Annotated in this window: 17 protein-coding genes, 1 pseudogene and 1 riboswitch; of the genes and pseudogenes, 7 read left to right on the top strand and 11 right to left on the bottom strand. The window is 51.5% G+C overall.

What is annotated here, in order from left to right; all coding sequences use genetic code 11:
• Window positions 1-176 precede the first annotated feature (176 nt).
• Complete coding sequence (locus B0W44_RS01325) at window positions 177-1,280, top strand: aminotransferase class I/II-fold pyridoxal phosphate-dependent enzyme (protein WP_077718445.1); 1,104 nt, start codon at window positions 177-179, stop codon at window positions 1,278-1,280.
• Window positions 1,281-1,418: 138 nt separating this feature from the next.
• Window positions 1,419-1,784, top strand: a complete 366-nt coding sequence (locus B0W44_RS01320; protein WP_077718444.1) for a DUF423 domain-containing protein — start codon at window positions 1,419-1,421, stop codon at window positions 1,782-1,784.
• A gap of 188 nt (window positions 1,785-1,972) precedes the next feature.
• On the opposite strand, the gene B0W44_RS01315 is transcribed toward B0W44_RS01320, so the two are convergent.
• The 6 genes from B0W44_RS01315 to pdxS all read right to left on the bottom strand — a co-directional run bounded on the left by B0W44_RS01315 (window position 1,973) and on the right by pdxS (window position 4,983).
• Complete coding sequence (locus B0W44_RS01315; protein ID WP_077718443.1) at window positions 1,973-2,521, bottom strand: hypothetical protein; 549 nt, start codon at window positions 2,519-2,521, stop codon at window positions 1,973-1,975.
• 33 nt (window positions 2,522-2,554) lie between these two features.
• On the bottom strand, window positions 2,555-2,824 hold the full coding sequence (locus B0W44_RS01310; RefSeq protein ID WP_077718442.1) for a hypothetical protein: 270 nt from the start codon (window positions 2,822-2,824) through the stop codon (window positions 2,555-2,557).
• 48 nt (window positions 2,825-2,872) lie between these two features.
• The gene (locus B0W44_RS01305; RefSeq protein WP_077718441.1) at window positions 2,873-3,067 is read right to left on the bottom strand and encodes a hypothetical protein; all 195 of its coding nucleotides are present in this window, start codon (window positions 3,065-3,067) and stop codon (window positions 2,873-2,875) included.
• A 52-nt stretch (window positions 3,068-3,119) separates the two neighbouring features.
• Entirely contained in the window at window positions 3,120-3,578 is a 459-nt protein-coding gene (locus tag B0W44_RS01300; protein WP_077718440.1) for a DinB family protein, read from the bottom strand.
• A 182-nt stretch (window positions 3,579-3,760) separates the two neighbouring features.
• On the bottom strand, window positions 3,761-3,961 hold the full coding sequence (locus B0W44_RS01295; protein ID WP_077718439.1) for a hypothetical protein: 201 nt from the start codon (window positions 3,959-3,961) through the stop codon (window positions 3,761-3,763).
• Between the two features lie 134 nt (window positions 3,962-4,095).
• Window positions 4,096-4,983 carry a pyridoxal 5'-phosphate synthase lyase subunit PdxS gene (pdxS, locus tag B0W44_RS01290; protein WP_077721197.1) on the bottom strand — a complete coding sequence of 296 codons (888 nt, stop codon included), beginning with the start codon at window positions 4,981-4,983 and terminating at the stop codon, window positions 4,096-4,098.
• Between the two features lie 98 nt (window positions 4,984-5,081).
• On the opposite strand from pdxS, the gene pdxR reads away from it, so the two are divergent.
• Together pdxR and B0W44_RS01280 are read left to right on the top strand one after the other, a co-directional pair.
• Window positions 5,082-6,554 carry a MocR-like pyridoxine biosynthesis transcription factor PdxR gene (pdxR, locus tag B0W44_RS01285; RefSeq protein ID WP_077718438.1) on the top strand — a complete coding sequence of 491 codons (1,473 nt, stop codon included), beginning with the start codon at window positions 5,082-5,084 and terminating at the stop codon, window positions 6,552-6,554.
• 75 nt (window positions 6,555-6,629) lie between these two features.
• The gene (locus B0W44_RS01280; RefSeq protein WP_179947361.1) at window positions 6,630-8,117 is read left to right on the top strand and encodes an MDR family MFS transporter; all 1,488 of its coding nucleotides are present in this window, start codon (window positions 6,630-6,632) and stop codon (window positions 8,115-8,117) included.
• Window positions 8,118-8,236: 119 nt separating this feature from the next.
• Here the strand turns inward: B0W44_RS01280 and B0W44_RS01275 are convergent, their stop codons facing one another.
• Window positions 8,237-8,821: a TetR/AcrR family transcriptional regulator gene (locus tag B0W44_RS01275; RefSeq protein WP_077718437.1), complete on the bottom strand. Its 585-nt coding sequence runs from the start codon at window positions 8,819-8,821 to the stop codon at window positions 8,237-8,239.
• 269 nt (window positions 8,822-9,090) lie between these two features.
• A riboswitch (glycine riboswitch) is annotated at window positions 9,091-9,192 on the top strand.
• Window positions 9,193-9,276: 84 nt separating this feature from the next.
• Here B0W44_RS01275 and purU point away from each other — a divergent pair.
• Window positions 9,277-10,176 (top strand): formyltetrahydrofolate deformylase, encoded by a 900-nt coding sequence (gene purU / locus B0W44_RS01270; RefSeq protein ID WP_077718436.1) that lies wholly within the window; start codon window positions 9,277-9,279, stop codon window positions 10,174-10,176.
• Between the two features lie 78 nt (window positions 10,177-10,254).
• A complete protein-coding gene (locus tag B0W44_RS01265; protein WP_077718435.1) occupies window positions 10,255-11,991 on the top strand; it encodes an ABC transporter ATP-binding protein in 1,737 nt (578 codons plus the stop codon).
• 134 nt (window positions 11,992-12,125) lie between these two features.
• On the opposite strand, the gene erm is transcribed toward B0W44_RS01265, so the two are convergent.
• A complete protein-coding gene (gene erm, locus B0W44_RS01260; protein WP_077718434.1) occupies window positions 12,126-12,956 on the bottom strand; it encodes a 23S ribosomal RNA methyltransferase Erm in 831 nt (276 codons plus the stop codon).
• A gap of 411 nt (window positions 12,957-13,367) precedes the next feature.
• Window positions 13,368-14,791 (bottom strand): annotated as a pseudogene (locus B0W44_RS19160) (MDR family MFS transporter).
• 434 nt (window positions 14,792-15,225) lie between these two features.
• Between B0W44_RS19160 and B0W44_RS01250 the strand changes: the two are divergent.
• Window positions 15,226-16,506, top strand: a complete 1,281-nt coding sequence (locus B0W44_RS01250; protein ID WP_077718433.1) for an ISNCY family transposase — start codon at window positions 15,226-15,228, stop codon at window positions 16,504-16,506.
• A 296-nt stretch (window positions 16,507-16,802) separates the two neighbouring features.
• On the opposite strand, the gene B0W44_RS01245 is transcribed toward B0W44_RS01250, so the two are convergent.
• Together B0W44_RS01245 and B0W44_RS01240 are read right to left on the bottom strand one after the other, a co-directional pair.
• Window positions 16,803-17,627 carry an aldo/keto reductase gene (locus tag B0W44_RS01245; protein WP_077718432.1) on the bottom strand — a complete coding sequence of 275 codons (825 nt, stop codon included), beginning with the start codon at window positions 17,625-17,627 and terminating at the stop codon, window positions 16,803-16,805.
• A 388-nt stretch (window positions 17,628-18,015) separates the two neighbouring features.
• Complete coding sequence (locus B0W44_RS01240) at window positions 18,016-18,918, bottom strand: M23 family metallopeptidase (RefSeq protein ID WP_077718431.1); 903 nt, start codon at window positions 18,916-18,918, stop codon at window positions 18,016-18,018.
• Window positions 18,919-19,115 lie beyond the last annotated feature (197 nt).

Below are 19,115 nucleotides of genomic sequence, written 5' to 3'. Positions count from 1 at the left end.
TGTGGGGAGGGGGAAAGTGTATCCCAAGAACAAGAAACCCCATCGAAAGGACAAGTTTAGTTTCCACTTTTACTGTTTGTTTCCATGTGGGTAATGCTAGAAATAGCTGATGTTATCCACATTCGAAATTCGGGGTTATATTTTCGATATCGCGATAATCTTGGAGGTTCTACCTGATGTCTTTACGTCCGCCTTTTTCAAGGATTGTTCAAAAACTTCCCCCTACCGGTCCGTTTGTACCTCCTGAGGCGATCGAGAGAAAGACCGGGAAAAAACTGGCGTTGCGGCTGGGAGCAAACGAGAGCAGTTTCGGTGTTTCCCCGCTGGCACTTCAAGCCATGAAAGAAGCCATTCAACACGTCCCGTGGTACGGTGACGCGGAAAATTACGACCTGCGCCAGGCTCTCGCCCGCCAACTGGCAGTCGGGATGGACAACATCGTCATCGGCAGCGGGATCGACGAATTGCTCGGATTAACCGTGCGCCTCTTTCTCAATCCCGGCGACACAGTAGTCACGTCTACAGGCGCATACCCGACCTTCGACTACCACGTCGAAGGTTACGGCGGTCACATCCACTATGTCCCTTACCGTCACGAGAAGAACGACTTGCAGGGGTTAGCCGAAGCGGCGAAACAGAAAAAGGCCCGCATCGTTTACTTGGCCAATCCGGACAACCCGACAGGGACGATCCACACCCCTGGCGATCTCAAATCGTTTATCGCCCAAATTCCTCCCGATTGTTTGTTGATACTGGATGAAGCGTACGGAGAGTTCGCCCCGGATGAAGCCATTCTCCCGATGGATCCCAGTGACCCGCGCGTGATCCGCATGCGCACGTTTTCCAAAGCGTACGGTATGGCCGGAGCGCGCATCGGTTATGCCGTCTCGGAACGAAAGACGATCGCCGCCTTTGAAAAAATTCGGAACCACTTTGGCGTTAACAACATCGCCCAGGCTGGAGCACTCGCCGCGCTTCAAGACCGTGAGTTCTTGCAAAAGGTGGTCCGCGAAGTAGCAGAGGGGCGCCGCGAATACGACCAACTGGCGAAAGACCTCGGCCTGTCCACGATACCGTCCGTCACCAATTTCGTCACCTTTAATATGGGCTCAGACGAAAGCGCGCGCGCCGTCATAAATGCACTGTCGGAACGGGGAGTCTTTGTGCGCCGCCCGGAGACGCCGCCATTCAACCGTTATATCCGCGTCACAGTTGGTACCCCGGCAGAGCGGGCACAGTTCAGTGACATCTTCCGCGAAGAGGTCCACAAACGCTTGTAAGGCACTTGTCATGGAAGAATCGATGATCCGCCAAAGTTTCACAGAAATGTTGCGGGTACCAGTCGCCGTGCGGGCACAAACGCTCTCCGTCTGTGGTACAATGACACCAAATCGTACAGATTGTAAGGTGTGATTGCGATGAAGCTGTTTGTCGTACTGGGCAGTCTCAACATGTTTTTAAGCGTCGCCCTCGGAGCCTTCGGAGCACACGGGTTGGCCGGCAAAATACCGGAGCGCATGTTAGAAAACTGGCAGACAGCCACTCATTACCACATGGCGCACGCCCTCGCCCTGTTGTTTATCGGCATCGTCGCCGATCGCCTCGGACCCTCCAGCCTCGTTTCAACGGCCGGATGGGTGATCTTCGTTGGCATCGCGCTCTTTTCAGGAAGCCTGTACGCAATGGCCTTGACCGGTATCACGAAGCTGGGTGCCATCACCCCCCTAGGCGGTGTTGCCTTTCTCATCGGTTGGGTGTTGGTGGCCATCGCAGCTCTTAAATAGGCGCCGGAAAAAGAAGGGCGACCTCTCTCCCTTCAGAGGGTAGAAACACCTCGCTGGCATGCGGTTCAGAAAATCACAAAGAACGCGATCCTTACGGTAAAAGGTACCCCCTGCGCCCACAGAGGGTACCTTTTTCACTCTCAGTCCGTGACTTCTCGCATTCGTCACGGGATATGGCATTTTCGCCTTTAAAACATTGATTCTATCTTTTGCGTCTTCGGATCGACGTAGTACCAGCCTAGAGTGGCTGTGTGGGACTCTTCCCCGTTGCCGACGATTTCATAGACGTGAATGACATAGCGCCCGTCTTCTTCGTGATCGAATTGAACTTTCACTTCCGGGCGATCCTCTAACTGTAAGTAGTGCCTCACGAGATCCTCGGCTTCTTTTTTCGTCAGCGGCCGACTGTCAGCGTCTCTCACCTCAGACGTTGCGTCCGATTCGTTACCGCCTCTCTGCTGTCCTCCGTTGGACGCGTTGTTGTTCCCGCGTTCCGCTCCACTGTTCGTCTTGTGATCGTCCGTTACACCTACGGACGTTTCACCTTGGGCCCTTCCACCAACGCCATCAGCGGTCTCTGCGGCTTCCTCTCCTTCAGTCGACGGCGAATGGTTGCCCTCTTCGGCAGCGGTTGCAACGTCTCTTGGCTGCTCCGCCTCTTCTCTTGCAGATTCGGACGAACTGCAAGCGGCTAAAAATAGAGTGAGACTGATCAAGATCGCGACTGCTTTTTTCAATGCGACTAACCCCCATACCTGTGCACAGTTTCTTTATACGGAATAGTACCACAGGTGAGGGGAATCGCCAATTATTTCCGTCTTCGCAATCCCTTTTCCGTGCAAACCATGCACACGGACTTCGGCGACACCTGTATAGACGCATCGGTTCCGAACAGGACTAATGGCTTCCCAGCCAACAACTCTCCTCTGTCGAACGACCACGATGCGGCAACTGAAGAGATGACTGTTTCCCAATCCTCCCACCTCGGCGGTCCCGCCTTCAAAGGTCGCGTTTCCGGTAGCGATTCCGGCTAAGGACATGAACTCCGCCTTGGCACCTTTGCACAAAAAAAAGTGACGAGCTGTTCGTCACTGAGCTTCCGCTTTTAAAGTGTTGGCAAGCTGTTTGTCCTTTGGGGTCTTTTCACGACGGTATTTTGGCAACTCCGCTTTTTCTTTCAAATACCCGTAACCGCTGTACAGCAAGATGAAGGCGGTAAATCCCAACACTGCAGCATCCAAAAGGTTCATGACGCCCGTCACCTTTCGTCCGTTTGCCTCCATCCTACACCCTCTTTATTAAGCCAGTGTTAAGGGCACGTGACATTTTGTTAACTCATATAAAAAACGGCAAGTCTTTCCTCCCGATCATGCGCGCGTACACGAAAAGCTGACCTTTGTGGTGAATTTCGTGATCGATGGCGATCAAGAGTAGATTTTTTCTTGGACCACGAAAGTTTGGATGTGGCGAATCGTAATGTATTTCAAGTTCTTCATCTGTAAGTGACGCGAATGTCCCCTTCGTCTTCTCGGTATATTCCGTGACGACGTGTCGCACTTCCTCCATCGTCCTACAATCGGCTATTTCCGGTGGCTTGATCTCTTGATCCCCCGTCTTGGTGAGGGAAACAAACATGTCTGTGGAAGCGGCAATGTGCTGTGCCAGCTCCCCGAGTGCCATCGCACCGTCCCAGGGCTTATAGCCGATCTGTTCATCCGGAATCGTTTTGAGCAATTCTTCTAAAACGCGGCGGTGCCTCAGCCAATGATTCATCAACTGTTCCACTTGTCCCACACGTAATCCCTCCAAAATAATTTTAGTCAATCTGCCTGTCTATCAAAAATAGCGGCTAACCTTTTCGGTTCCAATCATCCACCTCCACCACTTGTTCTATCTTTGTAGTATACAACGTTATAACGTTCGCTCACACAAAAAAACGCCTCCCCGATGTACGGGAAGGATGTCGTACCGTGGCCTTATTGACAGTTAGACGGCATGCTGCGACTCGTTTGCACGTTTGCACGAAATAAGTGTGCATCCGTGTACGTCCTCTCCAACAATGTACGGACCGCGAATAAAAACACCCCGAAGCTGTATCCGATATGTCGGATGTTAAGATCTACCTCAAAACTGTCCCTTTGACGCCCGAAAGCGTTCCGAGAGACGGTTGTATTCATTAACCTGAGGAAATCCCCCTTCCTCTCCTTCAATTTTTGACGCCAGGAGGATCGAACCGGCACACGTACCGAAAATGGCCTTCTCCTTGGCGGCAAACTACCGACCTATTTTCACATCCCACACCTCCGATCCGTTACCATCCACGCTCCTGCATGCGTTCCGCTGGTTCCAGACCAGCGATGTCAATACCGCTCATGGCGGTGCCCAAATTTTTAGACAGCGCAGCGATGCGATCGTAATCGTCGTAATTCGTCGCCGCTTCAACAATGGCCCTAGCAAATTTCTCCGGGTGTTCTGACTTAAAGATGCCGGAACCGACAAACACCCCGTCTGCCCCCAACTGCATCATTAACGCGGCGTCTGCCGGCGTGGCGACACCACCTGCCGCGAAGTTGACAACGGGCAACTTTCCGTACTCATGAACGGACCGTAACAGGTCATACGGCGCCCCTAACCGTTTCGCTTCCGCCATTAACTCGTCCCGGGACATACTGTGCACTTTGCGTATTTGACTTTGCACCAGGCGCATATGGCGAACCGCCTCCACAATGTTCCCCGTCCCCGGTTCCCCTTTCGTGCGGATCATCGACGCCCCTTCCCCGATGCGGCGCAACGCCTCACCGAGGTCCCGAGCACCGCATACGAACGGAACGGTAAACACGGACTTGTCGATGTGGAACTCGTCATCGGCAGGCGTGAGCACTTCACTCTCGTCAATGTAGTCCACTCCGAGCGCTTCGAGGACGCGAGCCTCCACAAAATGTCCGATGCGCACTTTGGCCATGACGGGGATGGACACGGCGTTCATCACTTTTTCAACTACGGCCGGATCTGCCATTCGGGCGACACCGCCGGCTGCGCGGATGTCGGCGGGGACACGTTCCAGTGCCATGACGGCAACCGCTCCCGCCTCCTCTGCAATTTTCGCCTGCTCGGCGTTGACGACATCCATAATGACACCGCCTTTTGGCATCTCGGCCATGCCGCGTTTTGTCCTCAATTTATTCTCGTTCACTGTCATCGTCACATTCGCCTCCATCATTGTGTTTGAGCGCTATTCTAGTTATACTGGAGTGTAACAGTCAATATCATTGTGTAACACTTGGCGGAGGCATTGAGATGAAAATCGAACTCAACCGGCATTCCCAAATTCCCCTGGCTAAACAAATCTATCAAGAGCTGGCGGACCGCATTCTGTCCGGTCAGTTCGCCAAAGGGGCCCGACTCCCGTCCGTGCGGGAATTGGCACGCACGCTCCACGTCAGCCCGGTGACTGTGTCCCACGCCCTGGAAATGTTGGAAAACCAAAAACTCGTCACGCGCATTCAAGGGAAAGGAACGTTCGTATACGAAGAAGCGGAGCCGCCGGATGAATCGACACAGCGTAGCACGTCGTTTAAACTACCAGACTACTTGCACCGTGCACAAGACGTGTACTACAACCAAAAGACCGTTGCGATCAACTTTGCCTTGTCCACTGTTGACCCCTCCTTGCTGCCGACACAAGTGTTGGCTGAAAGTTTGCAACACCTGGCGCACCATCATCCGGACATTCTGGGGACGTACGGGGAGATTCAGGGTGACCTCGAACTGAGGCAGGCGATGGCGCAATACTTGACCGGTGAAAACATTCACGTCTCACCCCAAGAAATTCTCGTGACGAACGGTTCACAACAGGGAATTGACCTTGTGGCGCGCAGTTTCTTAGGACCAGGGGATGTCGTCTTCACGGAAGAACCGACGTATGCTGCTGCTATCGACGTCTTTCGCAGCCGCGGTGCGACCGTCGTCTCAGTCCCAGTGGACGAAGACGGCATGCGTCTCGACGCCCTCACGGTTATGCTAGATCGGTACGAACCGAAGTTGATCTATACCATTCCCACGTTTCACAATCCTACCGGCCGTGTCATGAGCACAAAACGGCGAAAAGCGTTAGTCGATTTAGCCGCTGACATGAACTGTCTCGTGTTAGAAGACGACCCGTGGAGCGAAATTTTTTTCGATACAACACCTCCGCCGCACATTAAATCGATGGATTCGCATGGCAATGTCATCTACTTAAAAGGGCTGAGCAAGATACTGTCTCCAGGCTGCCGGATCGGGTTCCTCGTCGCCTCCGTTCACGTATTGAACCGGTTGATCACTGCGAAAACGTACGCTGACTTGGGCAATCCGTTACTAAACCAGAAGGTCGTCCTCCCGATTATCCAATCGCCCCAAAAGATCGCCGAGCTGTTCACCCACTTGAGGTCCGTATTGAGAAAAAGGCGCGACTTCACGATCCAACTGCTAGAACGACACGCCCATCCAGATCTGTCCTGGACCGTGCCGAAAGGCGGGTTTAACCTGTGGCTCTCCTTGCCCGATGGCGCCAACGCTAACGACCTGTTGGCAGAAGCGGAAAAGCGCCAGATCAGCTTCCTCCCCGGCTCTTCCTGCTACCCGGGGGACATCGAATGGCACCACTTCCGGGTGAGTTATGCCCATGTAGACGAGGCCGTATTACAAAAAGGGATACGGGAATTATGTGTCGTGACGGCAACGTACTTAGCCTCCCTTCACGACCGCAAAGGGAATACGCCGCTGTTCTAAAAACGGTTATTCAAACGTCCCACCACCTGTTAAAATAGAGGGAGTGTAACCGTCACGACATACGGAGGGTCACACATGGCAGGAAACGCCCTAAACCGACACATCGTCATGGCCGCGATGATGATCGCCACGTTTCTCGCAGCCATCGAAGGGACAGTCGTCAGCACAGCGATGCCGGCCATCGTAGGCGATCTTTTCGGCTTGCACCTGATGAACTGGGTCTACTCTGTTTACTTCTTACTGTCAGCCATCACTGTTCCCGTCTTCGGCAAACTCGCCGACCTGTTTGGACGAAAAAAAATCTTTATAATCGGGACGTTTATCTTCCTGATCGGGTCGACTTTGTGCGGTTTGTCGCAAACGATGGAACAACTCATCGCCTTCCGCGTCATCCAGGGCATTGGAGCGGGTGCGCTGTTACCCGTTACCACGACAATTGTGGCCGATGTCTACCCGTACGCACAACGGGCGAAAATGTTGGGCTTTATCAGCTTGGTGTGGGGCATATCCAGCATTGCGGGCCCGTTAGTGGGCGGTTTTTTCGTCGACCAATTGACGTGGCACTGGATCTTTTTCATCAACATCCCTTTTGGCATCACAACAGTAATCATGGTCACCGTCTTTTTCAGGGAAAAACTGGAAGTGACACAGCAACGAATTGACTACGCCGGCGCCTTGACATTTTCCGCCGGCATGTTTTGCTTGCTGTACGCCTTCCAAAAAGGTGGAGAAGGAAACGGCTGGGCCGCGCCTGCCACCTTTTGGCTCTTTATGGCGTCAAGTGTTTTACTAGCCCTGTTTATACGCATTCAAATGAAAGCGGAAGAACCGATGATCCCCCTTCACCTGTTCCGCATTCGTACCATTTCCGTCGCCAACGCGATCGCCTTTTTTGTGACGGCAGTACTGATCGGGACAACCGTCTACATGCCGATGTGGATCCAAGGGGTACTCGGTCACGGCGCGACGGTTTCTGGATTTATCGTCACCCCGATGTCCGTTTTGTGGACGATCGCTTCTTTCCTCGGCGGGAAACTTCTGTTGCGAAAAGGCGTCAAATTTACAGCTGTTTTAGGCATTTTTTTCTTACTGGCGGGAACATGTCTACTCGCCCTCATCACCCCGTCCACACCGCTCATGGTCCTCCCGCTTATTACCGCCATTCAAGGGATTGCCTTCGGGTTCGTCATCACAATGACGACCGTCACAGTGCAGTCGGCTGTCGACTGGTCCATGCGCGGCGTCGCGACCGCCTTGAACACATTCTTCCGCAACTTGGGACAAACGGTCGGGGTGGCATTGCTCGGCACGTACTTCAACGCGAGGGTGACCGCCCAGCTGACACAGCGGGGCGCTGATAGTGACATCGGCTCTGAACAAATAAACGAACTGATCAACCCGTACAATCCACAGCCGCTCCCTGAACACTTGCGCAACGTGTTGCGAGAAGCCCTCGTCTCCGGCATCCACAGCGTATTTACCGCTTTAATTGCGGTTTCCCTCATCGCTTTGCTCATCACGCTGTTGTTGCCACGGCAACAGAGCCCTAGGGAATCTTCGTAAAATATTCGTACCAAAAAATGCCACCTGTTTTACACACAAAGGCTCGATATCGTGACAAGATGTTCATCCGTCAATCTCCATGCAAAATCCGACTAGTCGGTTTAGTAACACCAAAAAATTTACCGCGGGATCACTCCTTTCAAGAAATACGTAATCGCCTGTTTGTACAGTAATTTGAGTTCGTCCTGCGACTTCACGTAATACAGTGTACTGAGCCCATCCATCAACCCTGAAAATATGAAAGACAGCTCTTCAGGGGAACCCGCTTCGATCTCCCCGGCCTCAATGGCGTCCCGAAAAATGTTGGCATACTCTTCCCGCTTCGTCCGTATCGTCATCAGCGCATGGTCCAGCAGTTCTGTCTGAATCGGTTGGCTAAACATGAACTCTTCTGCCACTTTTTGGAGCGGGTTATGGAAGTCTTCCGCATAATGGTCAGCAATTCCGTACAACTTTTCCGCAAACGACGTATAACGTCTTTCCTTTTCCCGCCAGGATGCCAACCATTCTTTCGTATCTTTTTCAATCACGTTCAAAAACAAATCCTCTTTGCTGTCAAAGTGGTAGTATATACTCCCTTTACTGACGCCGCTGTACTGCACCAGATCTTCCATAGAGGTCCCCGCATAACCTTTTTGGATAAAGAGCTCTTTCGCTTTTTCCAAAATAAAGTCGCGCTTTTTTTGTCCTTTCGATGTCGCCATAACGCCACCTTCTAAACCGACCGTTTGGTTTGATTGTAGCCCATAGAATAGTACGACGCAACCTTTTTGTTCATGACTTTTTTGAAAAAATAGCGGTTGATGACGCACCCAACTCTAGACATGAACAACCGTTGCACCTGAATGACCGACAAAAAGAAAGACTCACCTCGCAAATGTTGACACGCGAAGCGATGACGAAGTAAAATAGCACCGTAGTTCGTACAGTTGAATAACCGCCGGATGAAGGCAGCTGGATCAAAACTGTTGCTGGACGCACCTCTGGAGAGAGCCGCTCGCGGCCACCGAAGGGGCAAACCAATCTGCACGATGCGGATTGCGAAACTCTCAGGTAAAAGGACAGGGGAACGGATAGAAATCTTCTTGGATGTTCATCCGTTGCCGTGTCTTTCCACAAGACGCGGCTTTTTTCATGACTACGAAGACGGAGGAATCTCATGAGACACACTGACACGTTACCGACTGAAGCACCACTGCAAAACAGTACGAAAGACCGGGTGCGCCTCTTAATCTCTTGCCCGGACCGACCGGGGATTGTCGCGAGTGTCTCCCAGTTTCTTTACGAACACGGCGGAAATATCGTCCAGTCGGATCAGCACACGACAGACCCGGAAAACGGCATGTTTTTCATGCGGATTGAAGCAGATTTTCACCGTTCCAATTCCGAAGGTATGGAACAGGCGTTTTCCGACATCGCCGGCAAGTTCGACATGGACTGGCGTGTGGAGCACGCTGGACAAAAAAAGCGCCTCGCCATTTTCGTGTCCAAAGAAGATCACTGTTTGCTGGAGCTCCTTTGGCAATGGAAGTCTGGCAATTTAGACGTGGAGATGGCCTTTGTCGCCAGCAACCACCCGACCTTGCGGGAAACCGTCGAAGAAATGGGCATTCCTTTCTACCATTTCCCCGTGACGGCTGACAACAAACGGAAAGTTGAACGTGCTCAAGAAGATCTGATCCGCAAGTATCGTGTCGACCTCATCGTGTTGGCGAGATACATGCAAATTTTGACACCCCAGTTCACGGCGGCCTTTCCGAACCGGATCATTAACATTCACCACTCTTTTTTGCCGGCTTTTGTCGGTGCCAATCCTTACGCCCGCGCTTACGAAAGAGGGGTCAAACTGATCGGGGCGACGGCCCACTACGTCACCGACGAGTTAGACGAAGGCCCGATTATCGAGCAAGACGTACAGCGCGTCAACCATCGGGACCAGGTGGAAGACTTGAAGCAAATCGGAAAGTACATCGAACGCATCGTCCTGGCTCGGGCCGTCAGATGGCACATTGAAGACCGCATTCTGACGTATGAAAACAAAACCATTGTCTTTTCTTAATGGACGTGCCGAATCCTTCCCAACTTCTCCATTGATGATATAATCCTATTAAATGTCACTGTTCAAAAGGGGATTGTCATGATTCGGCGCTTTTTCTCCTACTATCAACCGCATCGAAGGCTATTTATGATCGACTTTATGAGTGCCGTCATAGTCGCCGTTCTCGAGCTCGCCTTTCCAGTTGCAGTGCAGTGGTTTATTGACCGCTTGCTTCCAGGCGGGAACTGGCCGATGATCGTCACGGTCAGCGTTTTATTGCTCTTCGTCTATGCGCTGAGTACCTTCTTGCAGTACGTCGTCGTCTTTCTCGGACACAAATTGGGCATCAACATTGAAACGGACATGCGCCAGGAGCTTTTTTATCATGTGCAAAAACAATCCTTTCGATTTTTTGACAACACGAAAACTGGCAACATTATGAGCAGGATCAGCAACGACTTGTTTGATATCGGGGAACTCGCCCACCACGGACCCGAAGATTTTTTCATTGCGGTCATGACCTTTGTCGGTACGTTCTGCATCATGTTCACGATCAACGTAAAGCTAGCCCTCGTCACCTTTTTAGTCGTACCGTTTCTCATCTGGGTCATCACCTACTGCAATGTCCGCATGCATCGAGCGTGGCGGTTAATGTATTCGAAAATTGCAGACATTAACTCCCGTGTCGAAGACAGTGTGTCCGGCATTCGGGTCGTCCAATCGTTCACAAATGAAGAGTATGAAAAGAAACGGTTCGACGCTGACAACAAGAAATTCCGCGAGGCGAAATTAAAAGGGTACCGAGTGATGGCCTTCACGACTTCCAGCGTCTACATGATGACGCGGTTTGTGACGCTCATCGTACTCGTTGTCGGCGCCTGGCTGTCGTTTCGCCACGAATTGTCGTACGGTGAACTAGTCAGTTTCGTCCTGTACGTCAATGTGTTAATGAAACCGGTTGACAAAATCAGTGCATTGATGGAACTGTACCCGCGAGGCATGGCCGGATTCAAGCGGTTTCTCGAACTGCTCGCCCAAGAACCCGATGTGCAAGACCGTGACCACGCGATAGACGCTCCGGCTCTTAAAGGGAATATTCGATTTGAACACGTTTATTTCCAATACGATCCAGATCATCCCGTCTTAGAGGACATTCATTTTTCAATAAAAGCCGGAGAAACGGTCGCTTTCGTCGGCCCGTCAGGTGCCGGCAAGACGACCATTTGCTCCCTCATTCCCCGCTTTTACGATGTAGACCGGGGAAGGATTACGATTGACAACATGGACGTACGCGATCTCACCAAACGCTCCCTCCGGTCGCAAATTGGTATCGTACAACAAGACGTTTTTCTGTTTACCGGAACGATTCGCGAAAACATCGCTTACGGAAAGTTGGACGCCACCGAGGAAGAAATACGTGAAGCCGCAAGACGGGCCCATCTGGAGTCGTTTATTGACACGTTGCCGGATGGGTATGACACCCAGGTAGGCGAAAGAGGGCTGAAACTGTCCGGCGGCCAGAAACAGCGGATTGCCATTGCCCGCACCTTTCTGAAAAACCCGCCGATTTTGATTCTGGACGAAGCGACGTCCGCTTTAGATACCGAATCGGAAAAGTTGATTCAAGCTGCCCTGCACGAACTGTCCGAAGAGCGCACCACCTTGGTGATTGCCCATCGCTTGGCGACGATTCGCAACGCTGACAGAATTATCGTCGTGACAAAAGACGGCATCGCCGAACAAGGGAGTTACGATGAGTTGTTGGAGCGAGGCGGCGTTTTTGCCAGACTCCACCGCATTCAATACGAACGTCTTTCAGAAACAAACGCAAGGTGACTGCCATGATGAACCGGTCCGGGAACCGATTCGGCAGTCAGTTTACGTAGCGGACGTCTCGCTCTCCTTCAGCCGGCTACATCTTTTTCTGTTAGAGGTTTGTCGGCAATGGCTTACAATGATTGACGGCAATGTTATTTCGGCCAACGGTAAGGTTCCACATACTGACGCATTGTATGAAAAACGAATTCCCACTGTCGTTCACTGAGAGAATAGATCGGTGCGTATCGGTCTATCTTCAGCTGTTTAACCAACCGCTTTATTTGCCGTGGCGTAAACACGCCCTTTAACGCCTCGTCCATCGGCCGTTCTGGATCTTTGAGGCAATACGCTGCCAAAGCTGCAAAACGGGCGCGGTGGCGAAGGGAAACCCCAGGTTCATGCCTTCTTCGCACGGTTAAAACAGATGACTCCACGTCTGGCGGAGGTGAAAAGTGTTGGGGGGGTATCGTTCGCCCCCTCTCGATGTGGAACCACATTCTCCATGTCATGATGCGGGGGTCTGTCACCGGAACCGCAGTAAATCGCTTTGCCGCTCCTTTTTCAACGACGAGTACCGCCCATTGAAACGCTGGGCCCGGTTGATCCAGGAGCTTCCGTAGTATAGGAGTCGTGATCGAGTACGGTATACTGGACACGACACAAAACGGCCTCCGGGGCAAACGCATGTCTAAAATACTTTGTTGAATCACGGTGACGTTATGTTTTTCTGCCACCTTTCTCTGAAGCTTCTCTGCCAAAACCGGGTCATTTTCGATCGCCAGTACTTTCCCCGCCTTATCTGCCAAGGGAAGCGTCAATGCCCCGGTTCCGGCACCGATGTCGAGGACGAGATCCTCCGGTTTTATCTTCGCCATCTCCACCAACCTTTTGGCTAATCCCCGATGCATAAAGTGCTGTCCTGGAAAATTCGTCCCGTCCTTAAATTTGCGAATCCGCCGATGGCGTTTATTCTGTTTGTTCATGCTCTCATCCTCCGTTTCGTTTTATTAAAAAACACAGGCCCTGCCTGTGTTTGAGTAAACGGAGATGAGGCTATCCTCTCTTGGCTGAACGGGTTGACGTGTCGTGCAATTTCCGCCATACAGCTTTTTGAAGATCAAAAAAGGAGGGCAAGATCGCCCTCCTTCGTCCACTTTGTATAGGACCACATACGGTTTTTCCAAAAATGGGCAGACCTATCCCGCTTACTCTGCACACAGACAGAGCACTGAACACTATGCAATTCGCGAGGTATAGTGTTCAGTTTTGAGTCGGATAGACGCAATACCCATTATGAGGAACCAACCCTCCCTGTGACGATTACTCTAAACTTAACCCATTTCTACTACTTATGTCAACGGATGTCCCCATGAACGCTTGAACACCCTATCCGGTTAAACGGTTTTGGGATGTCCTTGGGAACTTTCGCCCCCCTGTTTCTCGCCTTCGTCCGGAGGCGCCGCCACCCGCTTTACAAACAAAGCCAGAATGAAGGCAATGACGGCCAGGATCAGACCGAACGTAAACGCCTGTTTCACACCTGCTGCAAGGGCGGCCACTTCGTCAGCTGCACTCGGACGATCGACTCGGGCCAAGTAACGTTGCTGGCCGATCGTCATGATGGTCACAAACAACGCTGTTCCGACGGCGCCGGACACCTGCATGAGCGTGTTCGCAATGGCCGCGCCGTGCGGATACAGGTAAGGCGGCAATTGATTCAAGCCGTTTGTCTGAGCCGGCATCATTACCATCGCCACTGACACCATTAACAGTGTGTGCAGGATGACGATCGCAACCGGAGTGGCTCCCTGATCCAACGAACGGAACAGGAAGACCGTGAGAGTCATCATCACGATCCCCGGAATGAGCAGCCAGCGGGGTCCGAATTTATCGAACAAGTACCCCATTACCGGCGAGATGGCTCCGTTAATGATTCCCCCGGCAACATGACCAAGCCGACGGTCACGGCGCTAAAGGCGAGAACGTTCAACATGTACATAGGCATGACGATCATCGTCGCAAACATCGTCATCATTACAATCATCATCACGATGAGCGCCAGGCTGAACATCGGATAAGCAAGGGCCCGCATGTCGAGCATCGGCGTCTCCAGTTTCACTTGTCGAATGACGAACAGAAAGAGGGAAACGAACCCTCCCGCTAACGCGACGAGCACACTTGGTTCAGTCCAGCTTCCCGCCCCTTCACCGGCAGAACTGAACCCGAACACAACGCCTCCAAAGCCAATCGTTGACAACACGATTGAAAACACGTCAATTTTCGGATACGTGAGCTCTGTGACGTTTTTTAACGAGACGACTCCGTACAAAATGGAAACGATCGCGACGGGAATGACCAAATAAAACAGCCATCGCCACGACAAATAGTCCACGATCAGTCCGGAGACGGTCGGGCCGATGGCCGGAGCGAACATCATGACCAAACCAAGTATCCCCATCACCCGTCCCCTTCTCTCGGGAGGGATTAGGGCCAAAATGACGTTCGTCAGCAACGGGATCAAAATGCCGGTACCAGATGCCTGGACGACTCGCCCCAGTAACAACAGAGAAAAGACAGGGGCCGTTCCGGCAATGACAGTCCCGATGCCGAATAAGGCCATCGAGGTGAGATACAGTTGCCTCGTCGTGAACCGTTGAATGAGAAAGGCACTCACCGGTACTAAAACCGCCACGACGAGTAAATAACTCGTCGTGATCCACTGGGCAGTACTCGCCGCCACCCCGAAGGATTCCATAATCGGCGCTATGGCGACGTTGAGCAGCGTTTCATTCAATATGGCGACAAATGCGCCGGACATTAAAACGGCGATGAGCGGTACGACTCGAATATGGCGTGACTCGCCTTCGGTCTCCGTGTGAACATGTGCTTGGTGCACGGTTTCTCTCCTCTCCGATCATGGTCAAGAACTACGTTAAGAGGCCTATTTTTCACATAAAAAACCTCCCATTCCCAACAGGACAGGAGTAACGCTTGTGCCTCGACATATCAGCATGCCAAACATTGTTACAACATAACGTCACACTAATCCTGTCCCGAAAAATCCGTTCATTTTTCGAAAAACAGGATTAGAAAATCATCGTTGTTCTGACACCCTTTCACTGTCGATGGTTACTAACATAGCAGAGCGGAACGGCTGTGTCAACCAAAATGTAACAGCCCTGTTGTTCGTCAGTGATATTGTCATATTGTAACGCGTCAGTGAAAATGTCACATATGGGAGAGAACATATTCATGAGCAGACAAGAGCTGAAGCGTTACACCGTCATTGATCGCTGGATTCAAGGTTTGATCACAGGAGGTGAAGCCGCTGAACTCCTTGGGTTAAGTTACCGCCAGGTTTGTCGTCTCAAAAAACGGGTGCTTGAGGAGGGGGAAACGGGGATTATCCACAAAAACAAAGGACGCAAACCGGCACACGCACTGTCTGACAATACACGTCAAAGAATTCTGGAGCTCCACCAAAGCGATGCGTATCAAGGGTGTAATGATGTGCATTTTGCCGAATTGTTGGCCAAGTACGAAGGAATTCACGTCAGTCCGTCAACCGTGCGTCGCATTCGCTCTGAGGCCGGCATCAAACCGAAACGCAAACGGCGTCCGGCTAACGTGCACCGGCCACGTGAGCGAAAGCCACAAGCCGGCATGTTAGTCCAAATGGACGGGAGCCCTCACCCTTGGTTGGAAGATCGAGCGGAACCGATGTCCCTTCTTGCCGCCATTGATGATGCCACTGGAAAAGTCGTGGCTGCTCTTTTCCGGCCACAGGAGGACACCGAGGGCTATTTTAGGCTGACACGACAGATGATTGAGCAAACTGGCATTCCGATGAGTGTGTATTCGGATCGCCATATGATTTTCCGTTCCCCTAACGAGAAGCAAACGATCGAGCAGGAATTGGCGGGAGAACCCGTTCCTTTGTCGCAATTCGGACAAGCCCTTGAAGAGTTAGGTGTGACTCATATCAAAGCCTTAACACCACAAGCCAAGGGACGGATTGAACGGCTGTTCCAAACGCTACAAGACCGTTGGATTGTCGAGTTGCGCCTCCGGGGCATCGACACCATTGAGGAGGCCAACACGGTGCTGCCGGAGTTGATCAAAGCGCATAACGAACAGTTTGCGGTTGAACCGCGTGACCCAGAAAGTGCGTTTGTCCCTTTGGAACAAGGACAAGCGTTGGATCTAATTCTTTGCTACCGTGAAAAGCGTACTCTGGGAACCGGAGAAACAATTGCTTACAAAGGAAAAACCTACACAATAGATCGCTCGGATCACCAACAAACCATCCCGCGCAAAACCCGTGTCGAAGTGCGAGAAACATTAGACGGAAGACTATTTGTCCGGCACAAAGGGGTGGATTACCCCCTAAAGGAAACAGTAAAACCAAAACGCCAGTCGCTGCAAAAACAAAAGGCGAGCTCGGAGAAACAACCTCACAAGCCCGCACTCAATCATCCTTGGCGCCAATATGGGCGCACCCAATCTAAATCTAGGATACGACAACGGGCTTAAAAAATCTAGACTGTGCCGTTAGAATACGGACAATGATCCCTTCATCCCTTTTAGCCAGGGAGCTTGTAGTGGGCATTTTATCAAGGGCGAGTGAAACTCGGGCATACGCCTTTACCCTTGATAAAATGCCCACTACAAGCTACGCTCCTGAACGGGATGGGGGAATAACTAAAATAGGACAGAATCACTGACGAGTTAATAGGACATTTTCACTGACGCTTGACACCAAAATGTAACAGCCCGGTTCCGCTTACCACTTCGACGTCAGATAAAAAAGGACCGCGGTACAAACGGTCCTAACGCACGTTCATTTCATTAGGGTGGGCTCCTCGGCGAGCACCGCGGTCGAGGGAATCGATGATTCGCATTTCTTCTTCACTGAGTTCAAAGTCAAATACGTTGAAGTTCTCTTCTATACGCGACGGCGTGACCGACTTGGGAATCGTAATCGTGTTGTTTTGCAAGTGCCAGCGCAAGATGACTTGTGCATTCGTTTTGCCGTGGGCGTCAGCTATTTGCCTAATCTTTTCGTCTTGAAGCACCTCTCCTCCATTATCCAGCGGACTCCACGCTTCGACAAAAATGTCGTGCTTAGCACAGAAGTCTTTGATCTCGTCCTGTGCGAAGTACGGATGACATTCCACCTGGTTGAGGACAGGTGTGACTTCACATTCGTCCAAAAGGCGCTGTAAGTGCTCGATCTCAAAGTTGCACACACCGATTGCCCTTACCCGTCCGTCCTTATAAAGCTTTTCCATCGCCTTGTATGTATCGACGTACTCGTCATATTCCGGCGTCGGCCAGTGAATTAAGTAAAGGTCGACGTAATCTAGTCCTAGTCGCTTTAAACTTTCGTCGTACGCCTTCAACGTCTTGTCATATCCTTGGTCGCTGTTCCAAACCTTTGTCGTGATGAAGAGGTCTTCCCGTGGAATACCCGATTCCTTGATAGCCTTTCCAACCCCTTCCTCATTGCGGTAAATCATGGCCGTATCAATGGACCGGTAGCCCACTTCAAGCGCTTTTGCCACCGCAGATGTGACGACTTCATTGTCGACTTTCCATACGCCAAACCCGAGTTGAGGCATTTTGATCCCGTTGTTCAACGTGACGAAATTCAACTACCAACACTCCTTTTTTTAATATTATAGTGTGCTGGATTCAGCGGTTTACACTGTGATCCATGTTGTTTAACTTGCCCCTCAAGGACCGCTTTGCTTGAAAGCCTCGGCACCACTTATCTGCGTTTGTTTACCCACAGACTTGGGGCCATCACGGCTTTTCCCTTTTCATATGTTACCATACAGACAGAGTACCTGACACCCCCAAAAAGAACTACGGCATCAGTCCGTCATTCGAACCATCACCACACAATAAATGTATTCGTAAAGTTCCCCCGTTTACGGTAGTATTGAGGGGTAAATGAGCTGAGGAAATTAACGGTCGAACACAAAAACAATAGGGATAGTCTGAATTTGACACCGTTGCAGACGGCACCGTGTCCCCGCTCTACTTGCGCATGAGGTTGTTTCTGACGAGAAACCGGCCACCGAATCGTATCGGAACACCTTCCCCGTCCTTCTCCGCATGAATGTGCAGGTGCGGTTCGGAAGTATTGCCAGAATTGCCCACAGTCCCGAGCAATTGGCCTTCCCGGACAACGTCCCCTTCCGCTACCGCGACGCTTCCCTGCTGCATGTGGCAAATATAGATGACAGCCTCCTCATCGTCACATGTGAGAGCTACATAATTGCCTTCGGGTTGATCAGGATCGGTATCAGGTGGCGTCAAATCCGGCAGGTCTCCTCTCGTTTCCAACACTTCGCCGTCACACGGACTGAACAGTCGGTCGCCGTAGATCTCGTACTGATGAAGGTCTTTCGGGTACAGGCCGTGGGCTCGTAGGCCTAACGTGTTTATCTTCACGATGTCCAACGCGTACTCCTGCGGTGAATAGGCCTGGTGATAATTCATCTGCACGTGGTTCCCGCCCTGACCGACGTAGTATGTGCCGCTCTTCAGCGGGAAGGACAAGGCGATGGCGTCATCTTGAGTGGTCAAACTGCTGATAACAAACACATTGTACAGGCCAAACACGAGCAAAACGACGACGCACACGCCCATCGACCACTTTTGCTTGTGGTCGAAGGCAATCCGAAAGGGCCGAGAACGGGTTTTCCTCCATGACAAGTAAATGGCAGCAGCCAGAAACACCAACCAGGCATAACGCATGTAATACCCGGTCCAATCCCATCGTCCGGCCAGAAATACCCACACAGTTAACAGGGTCGTTGCGAGTAGTTGTATTAGCCATTCGAGCTTGCTCTCAAATGACCCCCTCCACAAGGAGTAAATAAATACGGCGGGCAGAATCAAGTTGATGACGAGTACTTGGAGAATGACAAACGTCACGTTTAATTATCCTCTCGCGTTACAAGTTTTTCTCAACCAAAAAGTCAAAGCGCGGCTCATTTGAGGCACCTGTATGGCAATGTCCCCACCGATGCTTTTGTTTCCTTCGAGCTCCAACGTCTGCACATAGTCACGGTTTATCTAGGACCGGACCCTACTAAAAGTTTTGAAGCCTTTCCTCCCTCTCGAAATCATTT

It is taken from the genome of Novibacillus thermophilus (assembly GCF_002005165.1).
GTDB lineage: Bacteria > Bacillota > Bacilli > Thermoactinomycetales > Novibacillaceae > Novibacillus > Novibacillus thermophilus.
Note: the sequence above shows the minus strand (reverse complement) of the source record. Positions and strands in the feature narration are given on the sequence as shown.